The 15,352-nt window shown below is 47.4% G+C and carries 12 protein-coding genes; 5 read left to right on the top strand and 7 right to left on the bottom strand.

Features of this window, described 5'->3' with window-relative positions; translation table 11 throughout:
• Nucleotides 1-19: 19 nt before the first annotated feature.
• On the top strand, nucleotides 20-334 hold the full coding sequence (locus KE626_RS21490) for a hypothetical protein (RefSeq protein WP_211975025.1): 315 nt from the start codon (nucleotides 20-22) through the stop codon (nucleotides 332-334).
• Here KE626_RS21490 and KE626_RS21485 read toward each other — a convergent pair.
• Entirely contained in the window at nucleotides 315-2,717 is a 2,403-nt protein-coding gene (locus KE626_RS21485) for an ABC transporter permease (RefSeq protein WP_211975024.1), read from the bottom strand. The genes KE626_RS21490 and KE626_RS21485 overlap by 20 nt on opposite strands.
• 399 nt (nucleotides 2,718-3,116) lie before the next feature.
• Between KE626_RS21485 and KE626_RS21480 the strand changes: the two genes are divergently transcribed.
• Together KE626_RS21480 and KE626_RS21475 are read left to right on the top strand one after the other, a co-directional pair.
• Nucleotides 3,117-6,383 (top strand): SusC/RagA family TonB-linked outer membrane protein, encoded by a 3,267-nt coding sequence (locus KE626_RS21480; RefSeq protein WP_211975022.1) that lies wholly within the window; start codon nucleotides 3,117-3,119, stop codon nucleotides 6,381-6,383.
• A gap of 12 nt (nucleotides 6,384-6,395) precedes the next feature.
• Nucleotides 6,396-7,868, top strand: coding sequence for a RagB/SusD family nutrient uptake outer membrane protein (locus tag KE626_RS21475; protein WP_211975020.1), 1,473 nt, complete (start codon nucleotides 6,396-6,398; stop codon nucleotides 7,866-7,868).
• A 110-nt stretch (nucleotides 7,869-7,978) separates the two neighbouring features.
• Here the strand turns inward: KE626_RS21475 and KE626_RS21470 are convergent, their stop codons facing one another.
• Nucleotides 7,979-8,395, bottom strand: coding sequence for a hypothetical protein (locus KE626_RS21470; RefSeq protein WP_211975018.1), 417 nt, complete (start codon nucleotides 8,393-8,395; stop codon nucleotides 7,979-7,981).
• A 313-nt stretch (nucleotides 8,396-8,708) separates the two neighbouring features.
• Between KE626_RS21470 and KE626_RS21465 the strand changes: the two genes are divergently transcribed.
• Nucleotides 8,709-9,320 carry a hypothetical protein gene (locus KE626_RS21465; protein WP_211975016.1) on the top strand — a complete coding sequence of 204 codons (612 nt, stop codon included), beginning with the start codon at nucleotides 8,709-8,711 and terminating at the stop codon, nucleotides 9,318-9,320.
• On the opposite strand, the gene KE626_RS21460 is transcribed toward KE626_RS21465, so the two are convergent.
• The 4 genes from KE626_RS21460 to KE626_RS21445 form a co-directional block, all read right to left on the bottom strand.
• A complete protein-coding gene (locus KE626_RS21460) occupies nucleotides 9,312-9,782 on the bottom strand; it encodes a MarR family winged helix-turn-helix transcriptional regulator (protein WP_211975015.1) in 471 nt (156 codons plus the stop codon). The two genes, KE626_RS21465 and KE626_RS21460, sit on opposite strands and share 9 nt — an antisense overlap.
• A gap of 5 nt (nucleotides 9,783-9,787) precedes the next feature.
• Entirely contained in the window at nucleotides 9,788-10,285 is a 498-nt protein-coding gene (locus KE626_RS21455; protein ID WP_249207619.1) for a GNAT family N-acetyltransferase, read from the bottom strand.
• 149 nt (nucleotides 10,286-10,434) lie between these two features.
• Nucleotides 10,435-11,226 (bottom strand): alpha/beta fold hydrolase, encoded by a 792-nt coding sequence (locus KE626_RS21450; RefSeq protein WP_211975014.1) that lies wholly within the window; start codon nucleotides 11,224-11,226, stop codon nucleotides 10,435-10,437.
• 235 nt (nucleotides 11,227-11,461) lie between these two features.
• Nucleotides 11,462-13,936, bottom strand: coding sequence for a hypothetical protein (locus tag KE626_RS21445; protein ID WP_211975013.1), 2,475 nt, complete (start codon nucleotides 13,934-13,936; stop codon nucleotides 11,462-11,464).
• 382 nt (nucleotides 13,937-14,318) lie between these two features.
• Between KE626_RS21445 and KE626_RS21440 the strand changes: the two genes are divergently transcribed.
• Complete coding sequence (locus KE626_RS21440; protein ID WP_211975012.1) at nucleotides 14,319-14,696, top strand: VOC family protein; 378 nt, start codon at nucleotides 14,319-14,321, stop codon at nucleotides 14,694-14,696.
• Nucleotides 14,697-14,790: 94 nt separating this feature from the next.
• On the opposite strand, the gene KE626_RS21435 is transcribed toward KE626_RS21440, so the two are convergent.
• The gene (locus tag KE626_RS21435) at nucleotides 14,791-15,321 is read right to left on the bottom strand and encodes a YbhB/YbcL family Raf kinase inhibitor-like protein (RefSeq protein ID WP_211975011.1); all 531 of its coding nucleotides are present in this window, start codon (nucleotides 15,319-15,321) and stop codon (nucleotides 14,791-14,793) included.
• Nucleotides 15,322-15,352: the final 31 nt, after the last annotated feature.

Here is a 15,352-nt window from a genome sequence, read left to right as displayed (position 1 = left end):
AAATTAATACCTTCGCGATATGGATATAGCATTTGATGAACAGGAACTCGCCGTGAAATACGACGAAGATATTGATGATACCCTTTCCTGGGAAAAGGTTATCCGTATTTCAGGTTATAAAGTATATGCGTACCCGGGAGAAGCTACCTTCCTGGTATTTGAAACTGCTGACGGAGACACACTGGAGGTGTCTGATGAAATGAGCGGCTGGCTGGAACTCCTGGGAGGACTCCATAATATCTTCAAGCTGAATCCCGGCTGGGAAGAGGAACTGGCAGATATTGAGCCGGGAGGTGAAGATGTGGTTTTTTATGCTACTCGGACCGCAGACTAACCACAGGGTTAGCCAATGCGGCTTTTACCGCCTGGAAACTTACTGTCAGCAAAGCCACCAGTAAAGCGCCGGCACCGGCAACAATGAAGATCCAGGCGCTGAGCGGCACGCGGTAAGCAAAATCCTCCAGCCAGGTACTCATTGCCCACCAGGCCAGCGGGAAAGCGATCGTAGCAGCTATCATTACCAGTTTGATAAAATCTTTCGATAACAACTGTACAATGCCACCGATACTCGCACCGAGTACTTTACGGATACCGATTTCCTTGGTACGCTGCTCTGCTGTAAAAGATGCCAGCCCAAACAATCCCAGGCAGGCAATGCCGATCGCAAAAACAGAGAACAACATAAAGAGTTGACCCAGTCGCTGCTCCGCGCGGTATTGCCGGTTAAACGCTTCATCCTGGAAGAAATAATCGAACGACATGGAAGGCACCACGCTTTGCCAGGTTTTACCCAAAGCGGCTACTGTGGCGGCGGTATTGCGTGTATGAATTTTAAGACTGATATAGCCCAGCCAACCGGAGTTGTAAAAAATGACCATCGGCGTAACGCCTTGTTGCAGTGAATTAAAGTGAAAATCCTGGTATACACCGCAAACTTTACCCCAGCCCCAGTCGAATTCCTGTCCCAGCGCATCTTCCGGCTTCTTCCAGCCAAAGAAGGGGAGTGCGGCTTCATTGATCATAATATCGCCTGATTTGTTGCTGGTATCTTTTACCATACTGGGCAAACGGCCGGTGAGCAATTTAATATTATAGGTCTTAAAAAACTGGTCGTCTGCCGACAATAACCGGCAATCTGTTTTCTTCTCCGGGTCATTTTTGAGTCGTATCAGGTTATTGCCAAACTCTTGCCCCGGCACATTTCCCGAGGCAGTTACTGAAATAACATCTGCCTGTCCCTTAAACTTTTCCACCAGTGTTTGGATGTTCCTGCCTGCCTCGCCGCCGATGGCGGGCACCACCAGCACCTGCGACTGGTCAAAACCAAGGTCATGATTTTTCATGTATTGCAACTGCTTGTACACAATAATGGTAGCAATGATCAATAAGATGGAAATAGAGAACTGCGTAACCACCAGGGAGTTCCGGAGGAACTGCGTTTTCATTTGCAACCCATGACGCTGCACCATCCTGGAAGGATTTAAACCGGAGAGCACAATAGCGGGATAAACGCCCGCCAGTAATCCAATGATTAAACTGATGCCCAACCCGGCGCCGATAATCAACGGTTGAAATAACACCGTGATCGTAAAGTTTTTATCTGCCAACTGGTTAAACAACGGTAGCAGTATCATTACCAGCAACATGGAAAGCAGGAAGGCCATGCTGCTCATGCTGCAGGCTTCTATCATAAACTGCGTGATCAGCTGGGAGCGCCTGGCGCCGATCACTTTCCGCACACCTACTTCCTTGGCGCGTGTAGCAGCCCTGGCTGTGGCCAGGTTTACAAAATTGATACCCGCAATTAACAGGATAAACAACGCCACAAATGATAATACGCGTACATAGAAAGCGTCCCCGTTTTTGCTGAGTTCATAACGGAGGTTAGAATAAAGATGTATGGAAGATAAGGGCTGCAGAAAGTACGTATAGTCCTGGTTGTTAGCCTTTATTTCTGCACCTACATATTGATAAGCGAGACGGGCAATTTGTTGCTCAAATGCCGCAGCGGATGCACCTGGTTTTAACTTGACAAAAGTTTGCACCGCTGTGCCATGCCAGTTATCGGTAGTTCGTTTGAACCATTCCTGCCGGTTAACCGCGACCGAAGAAATAATAAAATCGGGTCTGAAATATGTATTAAAAGGAATGTTTTTAAGCACGGCTGTCACCCGGTAGTGTTTATCACCAATGGTAATTATTTTATTGAGATAGTTACTGGCATTGGCTTCCCTGCCAAAGTATTTTTCCGCTTTTTCGGCCGTCAGCATCACCCCGTCTGCCTCGTTCATAGCGGTACGTGAATTGCCGGCCAGGAGCGGATATGGCAGTACTTCGAGCATATTGCTGTCTGCCAGGAAAACAGCTTTTTCCACGATCTGTTTTTGGATGCCCGTACCTACTACGGCATTGTTGAAATACTCGAAGATGCGCGTAGCGGTTGCCACCTGCGGATACACCATTATCGCCTGCTGCAGGTTACCCGGCGTAGAGGCAAACCGGATCGCGGGGTTGGTCTTGGTTTTTACTGTTTCACCAATCCTGTAAACATCCTGTTGCTGCGGTATCCAACGATCATAACTGTACTCGTCTGTTACATAAATGGCAATGAAGAAACAGGCAGTAAGCCCCATGGTAAGACCTGTAAGATTCAACAGGCTATGGGTGATGTTTTTACGGAAACTCCGCCACGCTATTTTTAACTGGCTTCTGAACATACAGTGAAATTGTAATCATCCGGTAGCGAAGTAAATGCCAAGCTCGGAGGTGTTGATTATCAGCAGCTAAAATAAATGATGATCGTCCGCTTTCAGTAGCAGGTGTTCATTTCCGGACACTCGTTTTACCGGCCATGTAGTTTTAGCGCTTTGTTTGTAGCCAGTAAGGTAAATTTATCTACACAAAATAAACCCGGTATATAATAGTCTATTAATTTTGTGGACTAAAAAAGTGTTGTTACTTTTAACGCTGAATGAAAATTTAATGTCGCGCAATTAGCCCGAATCTTTTATAAACAGTTTTATCAACTGGCCCTTGCATATCAGTGAGCATTTTAACAGATGCTTTCTCTTCCGCAGGCATAGCAATAGCCTGTGGCGGGGCCTCAAAAATCACCTATGGACTCTTTTTACTTTTGGTCTTTCAAGAAAAAATGGAGGAGCATATTTTTGCTCGTTACTTTATTGGCTCCATTATATCTGCTGGCACAGGAAAAGCGTGCAGGCGTTACCGGTATAGTCCGGAACGAACGGCAGGAGGGCATTCCCGGCGTATCCGTAGTGGTGAAAAATGAAACCACCGGCGCTACTGCTGCTGCGCAAACAAATGCCGGCGGTGCCTTCCGCTTTACAAATCTGACTGCCGGCGGTCCTTACAGCATACAGTTTTCTTCTATCGGTTACGAGCCAACGTTGCTGACCGGTATCACTTTGTCAGATGGATCGCCGCAACAGTTGAATACCACGCTGAAAGAATCTACTTCTTCGCTGAACCAGGTGGTAGTAGTGGGTTATGGTGTACAACGGAGGAAGGAAATTACCGGCGCCGTTGCCTCTGTACGGGCCGCAGATCTGAAAGATCAGCCGGTTACCAGTTTTGAACAGGCCATTGCCGGTAAAGTACCGGGCGTGCAGGTACTGCAAAATACCGGTGCGCCGGGAGGCAGCATCAGCGTACGTATCAGGGGATTGAACTCCATCTCTGCTGGTATCGATCCGTTATACGTAGTGGATGGGATTCCGTTATCGAACGACCTGAAAAACCTGCAGGGATCTACCGATGTAGTCAACATTACCGGGCAGGCATCTTTCCAGAAATCACCTGATCCGCTCAGCACTATCAACAGCGATGATATCGCTTCCATCGATATCCTGAAGGATGCTTCATCTGCCGCCATTTACGGCTCCAGGGCCTCTAATGGCGTGGTGTTGATCACTACCAAAAAGGGGAAGACTTCCGGGCCGCCATCCTTTGGCTATAGCATGTACGCGGGCTTTCAGCAGGCCAGTAAGAAAATAAAACTGATGGATGCCTATCAATGGTCGAAGTTTAGCTTTGATGCAAAGAATAATGCTTACCTGGATGCCAAACCATCCGGCAGTATTACAGACGATAACGCTACCAGGGGGAATTCAAACTTCCAGATCGCTCCTGAAATACTGCCTTATCTTGCAGGTACCCAGGGGCTGACCAACACCGACTGGCAGGATGCCCTGTTCAGAACCGCGCCTATACAGAACCATACGCTGTCGGCCTCCGGGGGCAGTGATAAGTTCCAGTACTATATTTCCGGTAATTATCTTGATCAGAAAGGGATCATCCTGGGGTCAGGCTATAAAAGATACGGACTCAGGGTAAATCTTACTGCTGAGCTGACACAGCAACTCCGGATAGGCGTATCCGTGAATCCCACCTTCGATCATTATGACCTGATCAACAGTGAGGGGCCATGGACGTTCGATGGCATACTCAGCAATGCCCTGAAGGCATCGCCGGTGTTCCCGGTATATAATGCCGACGGATCGTTGGCTACCAACCGCCAAAACGTTTGGGCTTATGGCTACTCCGGTGGTGAAAACCCTGTTGCACTGGCCACCCGGATAAAAGACAAGATGGACCATGTGCGCAATCTTGGTAGTGCCTGGGCGGAATATGAAATCATCAAAGGACTAAAGTTTAAAACATTCTTTGGCTCAGATATCAATCACTTCAGCCGTAACTATTTCCGGCCGTCTACCCTCGGAAGTTATAAACCGGTACAACAGGCAGCGCCTACCATCCCCAAAGGCTCGGCCCAAACGGCATTGTCTACCAACTGGCTTTGGGAAAATACACTCAGCTACCAGTTCAGCATACATAGTAAACACCGCTTTGATGTATTGGCAGGTTATACTTCCCAGAAGAACGTAACCAAAGCCAACGAAACCGTTGGTACCGGTTTTCCTAACGATGCCGTACAAACGATCAATGCGGCGACCATTACCAGTGGCACCTCTACAGAATCGCAGTGGTCGCTGCTTTCTTACCTGGGCAGGATCAACTATAACTACGCTGATAAATATTTTGTTTCCGCCAGTATCCGCGCTGACGGTTCCTCCCGCTTCGGGGCCAACAACAAGTGGGGATATTTCCCCGCGGTATCCGGTGGATGGCTGATCAGTAACGAATCCTTCTTTAACATAAAAGCCATTTCGGAACTGAAAGCCCGTGTAAGCTATGGCACCTCGGGTAACTTCCAGATCGCTAACTATGCTTCCTATGATCTGTTGTCGTCTAACGGTTATGTGCTGGGCAGCGGCAATGGCACCGCTGTAAACGGCGTAGGGTCCTCGCAGCCGGCTAACCCGGATCTTACCTGGGAAAAAACGGTGCAGTTAAATGCTGGGTTAGACATAGGCCTGTTTGGTAACAGGATCTACCTGAGCGCCGACTACTACCGCGCCACTACCTCCGACTTGTTGTTGAACGTACCGGTGGCGCTGAGTTCCGGCTTTGGTACTGCCCTTAAAAATATCGGTAAAGTACGTAACAGCGGTGTGGAGTTTGGGCTGAATACCCGTAACCTGACCGGTGCTTTTGTATGGAACAGCAGCTTTAATATTGCGGCCAATAAAAATGAAGTACTGCAACTGGGCGCCAACAATGCGCCTATCATTTCTGACGGGGGTAATGGCACCATTTCACAATTGTATATTACCCGGGTAGGTTCGCCTATCGGCAGCTTCTATGGCTATGTAAACGGAGGCTCTTTCAAAGACCAGGCGGCGATAGACGCTTATCCGCATTACGCTACCACCAGGCCCGGCGACCGGAAGTTCATTGATGTAAACGAGGATAAGAAAATTGATGCCAACGACAGAACAGATATCGGCAGCTATTTCCCCAGGTTCATCTGGGGGTTTTCGAATGAATTCCGTTATAAGGGATTTGACCTTACAGTAGCATTGCAGGCCTCGAATGGTAATAAAGTGATGAACCTCCAACGCCGCTTCCTGTACAACGGCGAAGGTAACGCCAACCAGATGAAGGAAGAACTCGGCTATTGGAAATCACCTACGGATCCTGGTGATGGAAATACCATCAGGCCTAACCGTGTAACCACCGGCAACAGCGCGCAACCCAGCTCATTCTTTGTTGAAGATGGTTCGTATGTGCGTTTACGTAATATCACTATCGGCTATACGTTTAATCAGCACCTGTTGCATAATAAGATACAGGGATTGCGGCTGTATGTTTCCGGGCAGAATATTTATACCTGGACCAACTACACCGGCTACAACCCGGAAGTGAATGCGAGACCGGATAGCCCGTTGTCGCAGGGAGAGGACTATGGAACTTATCCGTTACCAAGAACATTCACCGCAGGTATCAATCTTTCATTTTAAAAACAGGAACTTATGAAGTTAAATATCACAAAAGCAATAGCAGGCTTGTCGCTGGTAACGGTTATATCTTCCTGCAGTAAAGATTTTATTAACCTGGCGCCGGTATCCAATCAAACTACCGCCACTTTTTTCAAAACAACCAACGACTTCCAGCAGGGGGTAAACGCTATCTACGACGGGTTGCAGAGTATCCGTACTTATGGCAAGTCCAGTTACTACCTGATGGAAGTAAGAAGTGATAATACGGATATCCTTGACCGGGGAGCATTGGGTGGTGTGGCCTCGCAAATTGATCTGTTTACGGAAACGACCACCAACCCGTTTCTTACGGATGTATACGCAGGATCTTATGTAACCATATCACGGGCCAATGCAGTGCTGGACCAGGTAGATGCCGCCGCTATCCCGGATTCATCCAAAAAACAGTTTAAAGGCGAAGCCCTGTTCCTGAGAGCATTTGTTTATTTTGACCTGGTACGTTTATATGGAAAAGTGCCGCTGGTGATCAGAACAGAAACCACCGCCGAGGCACAGCATGATAAACGAAACGACGTAGCCGAAGTATACGGACAAATAGAGAAGGACCTGCAATCTGCTGCTGCACTGCTTCCTGGCATATATACCAATGTGAATGATGGTGGCAGGGCTACCGCGGGTACAGCCAATGGATTATTGGGTAAGGTGTATATAACGGAGAAGAAATGGGCCGCCGCCACAGCGGTGCTGAAAAACGTGACCGGCTATACGTTGTTGTCTGATTACGCGGCTTTGTATAACCCGGCTAACGCGGTTAACGCTGAAGTGCTGTTTACCGTGCGCTTTAAAAAAGGGTTAAGCCCTTCTGAAGGGAATACCTATTTCACCGATATGGTGCCGTTTTCGTTTTACTATAATGGTGTCGCCTATGGGGGATCCAATAACAACCGGCCCACCAATGACATGGTATCCGCTTATGAGAAAGATGACAAACGCCTCATAGCCTCACTGGATACCGTATCGCTTAAAAATGCCACTACCACACAACGTGGTAACTATGTAAAGAAATACCTGGATGTACCCGGTGCTACCGGCGACGGTGGCAGCAGTTTCCCGGTATTGCGGTATGCGGATGTGTTGTTATTGCAGGCCGAAGCCCTGAATGAACAGGGCTATAGCGCGGCTACTGGCCCCGGCACCGCTTTTGATTACCTGAACCAGGTAAGATTGAGAGCCGGGTTGAAAGCCAGAACGACTGCTGAATTGCCTGACCAGGGCAGTTTCAGGGATGCTGTTTTCAGCGAAAGAAGGGTGGAGCTGGCGTTTGAAAACAACCGCTGGTTTGACCTGATCCGTTATTCAAAAGGGCTCGCTATACTGCAGGCGCATTTGCTGAAAGAATACAATCTTTCAACACCGGTGCTTACACCTGCGCGGTTATTATTTCCCATTCCGCAAAGCGAAATAGATATTCATAACGATCCAACCAATTTTCCTCAGAATCCATGACGATAGGCGGTTTGCGCTAAGCGGCGCTGCGTAAAGCGTTTTGTTTTTGTATGGCCGGGAGCACGGGGTGTGCTACCGGCCCGGGTATCATTTTACCGGTATTGAAATGATCATGGCCGTTTAAAATGAATTTCCAGTTTCATATGACGATGTTTGTTATTATAAATTTCGTCATCTTCCCGGAATATCACTAATTGCTGGGCCGTGAGCGTTTGTATCCTGAACGTAATGGCGTCGCCATTGGCTTCCTGCAGTGTCAGTTCCTTGGTTTCGCGGTCGATGGTATAAGATTCGTATCGTTGTCCGCCGTCATCGATGGTGCCGTTTTCCTTGAATAGCATTACATCGGAAGGGACGAAGGAGCTGTCTGTTTTTTCAAATGATTTCTCATCGTTTTCGGTGGCGCTGATAATGGATTTTACGGGGAGCCATTTCCCGGTAATCTTGCCATTTGTTTGACTGGTTGGAATGTTAGTACATTGGATGTGCAGAAAACAGACCAGGAAAAGTGTATATATACTGTTCATATTTTGTATCTTTAGAATGATCAGATGTTAAATCCCATCAGGATATCATAAAGTAGGACGAGGGCCATGTGTACAGGCCGGTGATATTTATTTGTTGTTATGCGGATGATCAAAGGTGTTGAATGACTACTCTTTCGTATTCCGGGAACTTTTCTTGTTCCCATGTGCTGTGAAACGCAGCGTTATTGGAATGTATGGATTGCTTGCATATACCTGAACCTTTATTACGCAAAGGTAGCTAAAATCGGGGTGAGCGGTAATAAGGACCAGGTATCTTTTCCACATATTGTTTTATCATTAAAAAGTTGGCGTTATGGCAGATAATATTGCAGCACCGTTTATACCGGCGCAATATACGGGTGAGGCGACTACCACTACAGAAACGCGGGCGTTGGTGCATGAAGCGGCCGCCATTGCCTTTTTTAAAACTGCCGTTGCGCGGCTGGTGGATGTAAACAATTGGGCCTCGTTGAGCGGGGGACTGTCGTCAGAATTTCAGTTGACCGACCTGGCGGCCAAACCGGCAGAGGGACCTGCGGAAACGGGGATGTATATACGAATAAACATTCCCGGACCCGGCACCAATGCGGGGAAGGGGTTCGACTGGGTAAAGGTGGAGCAGAAAGAGCATGTGATGTTAAATGAGCACCAGGAGGTATATTTTATCCGGGCCCGGCCTTCCGAGCATCCTATACAAAAGAGCGCCGGGATAGCGCATTTTCTGCGTAAAGAAGCCAGTAGTTCTTTTGTATTGGAAAGAAACGGGAACGAAATAACGGCGGCTGTATACGGGCGTAATGAAGTGCCCAATACCCAAACTGCTGATATTGGCGATAAGATCAGGAATGCAGTAGTAGGATCCAGCGGCGCCATTGGCATATCTAAGTTGCAATGGAAGGCACTGGTAAAAGGCTTATTAGAGTAGCCGTTCCCGTTCGAGGAAACCCCGCGTTTTCAATTGTTGTTCTACTTCTTCAATCGCTTTCATCAGGTTATTTTTGGTATCGGTAAGCGCTGTCAGGGCCACCACCATCCTTTTCCATACCGGCTGCATCTGCACCACCAGTTCCTTTCCCTTTTCCGTGAGTTGTATCAGTCTTTTCCGCTCGTCGGTTTTATCTTTTTTGGAGCGGATCAGTTTTTGTTTTTCCAGTTCTTTCAGCAGGCTGATGGTAGAGGGATGAGAATAGCCGATCTCATTGGCAATTTCCACTACCGGCAGTACCGGTTTCAGGTGCAGGGTATAGATCACCGGAAACCATTTCGGCTCAAACTCGATGTTATTGGCTTTGTAGATCAGCTGTCCTTCTTTGCGCAGCTGATCACTGAGCCGTTGCAACCGTGTAGAAATCGCCAGTATGCCTGACTCATCAATCACATTCGTCATATCCGTTAGTCGTTAAGGTGTAAGTGATAGAATACGTTATCGGCATTCATCACAGGAAAATACGAAGGCAAATCCGTTTTTTTGATTTCTTTAAAATTATTACGTTCATAAAAACGCCTCGCAGCAGCGAGTTTGTCGACCGTGCCCAGGTAAAGATCCGTTATCTGCACCGTTTTGCAATAAGCCACCAGCTGATCCAGCAGCTGCTGGGCGATACCCGCTTCTTTACCCCGGAAATTTTTCTTTACAAACATTTTGCGAATAGCGCCGGCGTTATGACCGGTGGCAATCAGGGCAATGGTGCCCACCAGTTCGTTGTTCGCAATCGCGCCCCAGAAACCACCGCCTGTCTGGTGATAATTGGTTTCAATATCGTGCAGATCCGGCTGATCTTCGATGGTGACCGGTACATTGAATTCTATTTGCTGGATAGGCAGGATCAGGTCAATGATCTGCTCACAGAATTGATTGTCAATGGTTCTGATAGTATATGCCGTACTCATTTGTATTGATTTATGGTATAAAACTACGTAGTTGACTACATAAATAAAAATTTATTTTAGAATTGGGTAGTTGAAGCTGCATTTGCAGCATATCTGATTCATACATTATCAGGAAGAAAGAGGGCATGCGGGATGCATTCCTCGTAGTATCAGATTGAAGCTAAGAATGTTTTGATGGCAGTGGCAAACCGTTCGGGCTGGTCGAGGTGGAGACTGTGACCTGCTTCCCGGATCTGTTCCACGCGGAGTTCCGGATTAAACTGTTGGAGCTCCTCCGCAACCGCAGTTGACACCACGCCTTTATCACCAAATATGAGGAGGGCCGGAACGTTGCTGTTACGCAGCAGCTGTTTGTAGTCGGGGTTAGGTGGGGTGAGCACATCAAAAGCGGCCATGCTGGTTTGAAGTCTTGCCCGGGCAAATAGTTCCAGTGTTTCCTGCGACCGGGTGGGATGCCTTACCCGGGCTGCCGCCAGTACCTCCTCATACGACAGGTCAAGTATCTTCCTGTGCTGGTCGGCAACATCGCTGTCATACACTTCACGTTGAACCTCCGGGCTCAGGAATGTGGGATCTGCCAGGATCAGGGCGCCGAGCAGACCGGGGTTGCGGGCGGCCACCACAGCCGCAGTCATTCCTCCCATGGAATGCCCGAGCAGGATGGGGCGCGGAAGTGTCAGGGCTGTTATCAGGCCGGCAACATCGTTTGCAAGATCTTCGTATTGATATCCATTGTCAGGTACGTCGGAGTTGCCATGTCCCCTGGCATCCGGCATAATGATGTCATAGTCTTTTTTCAGTGTACGTGCCAAGCCTGTCCAGCACAGGCCATTGGTCATCAATCCATGGAGCAGTATCAAGGGAGGTTTGCTGCCACCGGTTCTTGTATAATGTATACAGATGTTATTTGTTTGGCAGACGGCTGTTTTCCAGGCGGGCATTTGCTGTTTTTTCCGGGTTGTGAAGTTCCCGGTAAAGGTAATTAGTTATGCGGATTTTTCGGGACAAATCATCGCTGAGAATGGCGTAATGTGATGTTGGTAAGGGTTTGGGGGTGGTCGGTTTTTACCGGAGAGTATCGGATGGAATTGTTCCTGTAACCATTGCTGCAGAGATCAGGATGGATCTCCGCAGCAATGAAGGCATAGTGATACCTGTTCAGTTGCAGGCAGCCGTTTAGTGGTTCGCCCGGATTAATTCAGGCTGTCCGCTCGCACGGATTTCCAGTTTCACATCAGCACCATTTTCGCCTGAGTATTTCCCATCGAAAACAATTTCATTTTTATCGGCCGACAAAACCGGCAGCGGCTTACTCAGTTCCACTGTTTGTACTAACTGCCATTGCTTATTGTACAGTCGTATTGTTTTGCCGTCGCATTTCAGGAATTGGTTTCTCTTCAGGCTTACCGGCAACACCAAAGCATCCTGGTGATTGATGGTGATCGATACCTGGTCGAAAGTAACATCAGGATCATAATCTTTATCCTTGCCACCAGCAAGTGAAATAATAAATGCGATGGGTTGGGAAGCGGCCGGATTATTAAACTGGAATGTTGAAAAAACAGGTTCCCCGGGTTGTTTCATTTGTTGGGTATGCTTGAAGTAGGCATTGTACACCGGTGTTAGCCTGTATTCATTATTGCCGGTCATCTCCAGGTGAAATTCATGTTTCAAACTCCGCATCTGCTCTTTCCGGGCTTCGTTAAAGATATTCTTCATACGTGCCTGTTCCCAGGTTTTGATCAATCCGAGTACCTCATCTTTCATACCGTGTTTCTTCAATGTTTCCAGGCTGGTAGCCAGTCCGAAACCGGCGTTATACCCGGCGCCCATGGCGAGCATCCATTCTATATCTTCCGGCGTGGTTTCCGGGCGCAGGCTGAACCAACCTAACATAGACGGCATCAGGTTGCGGCGGAAAAACTGCTGGTTCTTGAGGCGTAATTGCAACTGGCTTTCCCTGAAGCCTGCATACCAGGGTTCTCCCCAGTTCATGCGGGTATAGATATGCCAGAAGTAATGACCGGGAGTGCTGGCATCATTGATCACTTTCCCTCTTAATTCGGGCTTCAAATGATCGTACCAGTTTTTAGTAAATAGCTGTTTGGCATATTGGCCCATACCGGAAGACAAACAACCTTCGAGTCCATCGAAAGAAATCTGCATCAGGCCTGTTTCATTGAAAAGGTTAGCGATGGTGGTCGACATTTCCTCCTGCAGCGCGTAATCGGTAAGAAACACCTTATAGGCGTGATCAGCCAGTTTGTTTACCGTATCATTTTGCTGATGCGATGCGGCGGTGGTACCAAAGGCGCCGCGCTGACAGTCCAGCAATTTCCACGGGGCCGCAGCAGAAACGCTTCCGTAACGGATAATTTCATTACCGATGGTGATTGCCTTTAATGTATTATTTTGAAATTGATTGAAGAAAAGAGGATCTTCAATTCCGACTTCTTTTGCATTGGCATCAATCGCTGCACTGAGCTTTGAATAGCCTGCTTTTCCCAACCGGGTATCAGGTACCGGTGTTACATATGGGTCATTGGTGGTGATAAAGTTGGATAAGGTATGTACACCTAATCGCACGCCCTTAGCCTTCGCTGCTTCCACGCAGGCTTTCATGCTTGCCCAGTTTTGCGGAAACTCCTTCGCATGCAGCTTGAAGTGACCCCAGGTATCAAAAGGGTCGCCATGATACAGATAACGAAGGCCGGCCTGTTTGGTAACCGCTATGGCCTCCTGGAGGTTGTCAACACCAAAATCCATGATCAGGTATGATTCAGATGCATGTAATGCCTGTTTACCCCATTCGCCGTCCAGCAAAGGATGGGGCAATCCTTCTTTTACTTCAATCTGGGAAATGGTGGGTAATATATCCCCATTCGTTACGCCGAAAAGAGCAATCTTGCTGCCAATAACGCCCCCATCTTTAAAGGCGGGAGCCAGGTAAGCGGAATACCCCCAGTTCTCTACCACGCGGTCTTTGTCGCGGTTACGGCAATATGCCTGCAACACAGCCCCGAAATCTGTAGGGCGTGCTACATCGCCCCTGAACAACTGTTTCTTCAGGTCATCTTCTTTTACATCCACTTTATTACCGCCATCAAATACATCATACGATGGCTCATTGTCGGCTTCTGAATTTGGATATCCTCCCAGCGTTTTTATATTCAACGCCTGGATACCGATAGCAAATTCCCTGTTGCGCACAACACCCACGGTTTCGCCCACCGTATCTGCAATCGTGGTAGGATATGGGCCCCATAACACCAGGTCAATATTTTGAGATGGCGTAAGACTCACCAGTTCAAAACTGATATAGCTATCGTTGCGCTGCACTTTTATCTTTGCTTCAACGCCGGCCGGGTAAGATAACGCCAGCTCTGACTTTTTAGGATTCCATTCACAGGCCTGGGAGGGAAGTATATTCCCGTCCTTTTTGATGCTCATCAGGGAAGTCGCCTTGCCGGCAAACAGGAATTCCTTTTGCAATGCGAGGCTTTTCATACTGGTCAGCTTTCCGGAATTATCCAGTTGAAGGCTCCATTGCCTGGTTTTGAAGGCTACCTGCCCGCTGGCCGGCAGCACTGCTACTCCTACGCTGACTGCCAGGAAGAGTAGTAGATTTTGGAAGAAACATCTTGGTTTCATTTCGATATTTTACTTAAGTGAAGGGTGCGTATTTGCACAAACGTGTAAGTTGCAGCTTTTAATCCTGTTATACTACCGTATTTTTTGCTTTTACTGCCGCTTTTTTTGCCCATAACAGCCGGCCTGTCTCTAAAAAAATTTATCTGGTCAGATAACTGCCTTATATTGTAATCAATTTCATTATTACTGCCGTCTAAAAAATGTAGCAAAGAGGATAGTACCTGTTGGAACGGGATGCTCTGAAAGAAAGTTTTATTTTATTATTGTTTAATAGCAACAAATGATAAAAAGAACACTAATAATTTTGGCGCTTGCGACATCATTCGGTTTTGGTTTCGCATTCAATACAGTTTTGACTAAGACAACCAAAAAACAAATCAAAATGAAACGAGTAACAGGAATCGGGGGCGTTTTCTTTAAATGTAACGACCCGGAGAAAATCAAACAATGGTATAAAACCCATCTCGGTTTTGATACCGATCAATATGGAGCAAAGTTTGAATGGCGGGAAGATGAGGACTCCACAAAGAAAGGGTCTACGATATGGAGCCCTTTTCCCGAAAAGACTAAATATTTTGAGCCTTCATCGAGGGACTTTATGATTAACTACCGCGTTGAAAACCTCGAGGCGCTCGTTGAAGAATTAAAAAAAGAAGGAGTGACCGTATTGGATAAAATAGAAGCCTACGACTATGGAAAGTTTGTACATATTCTTGATGTAGAAGGAAACAAAATTGAATTATGGGAGCCGGTCGACTGACGGCAACCTATCTCACTAAAAAAATCAGCAAAAGGATTTATGATGACCATAAATCCTTTTGCTTTTTGGTACCAGTACAAACGATGAGGGACTGCTAATGTTTTTGCCCGTATACCAGCAGAGAAGCCTTTGCCAGGGTAATGGGCTGTATATTGAAGCCAACAAATGCCGGGGTCACATTTTTATCCAGTTCCAGTTTTTTACTTAATGCATACACGGTAATAACATAACGATGTGCCGGGCCGTCGGGCGGGGCAGCTCCTACGTAACCCGGAGTGCCAAGGTCGGTATTGCTTTGCACCGCGTCTTCCGGCATTAAATGCAGTGAGGGATCTCCTGCACCGGCTTTAAGTTCCTGTGCAGTAGCCGGAATATTGAAAACCACCCAATGCCAGAAACCACTGCCGGTTGGGGCGTCCAGGTCATACACCGTTACCGCAAAACTGCTGGTATTCTCCGGCGCATTTTCCCAATACAGTTGGGGTGACTGATTTTTGCCGGAAAATCCCATACCGTTAATATACTGGTTGTCGGTAAATTGTCCTCCAAGCTCGTTGCTCTTCAATGTAAAAGTTGCCGAAAGGGCATTGCTGCCGGATAATGCAGCTCCTGTTAATGTTGCCATAATCATTTGAATTTTTATCAAAGGTAGCCGC

This window comes from Chitinophaga hostae, assembly GCF_018224885.1.
In the GTDB taxonomy this organism is placed as follows: domain Bacteria; phylum Bacteroidota; class Bacteroidia; order Chitinophagales; family Chitinophagaceae; genus Chitinophaga; species Chitinophaga hostae.
The sequence above is the reverse complement of the archived record's forward strand: the minus strand, read 5'-3'. Positions and strand labels throughout refer to the sequence as shown.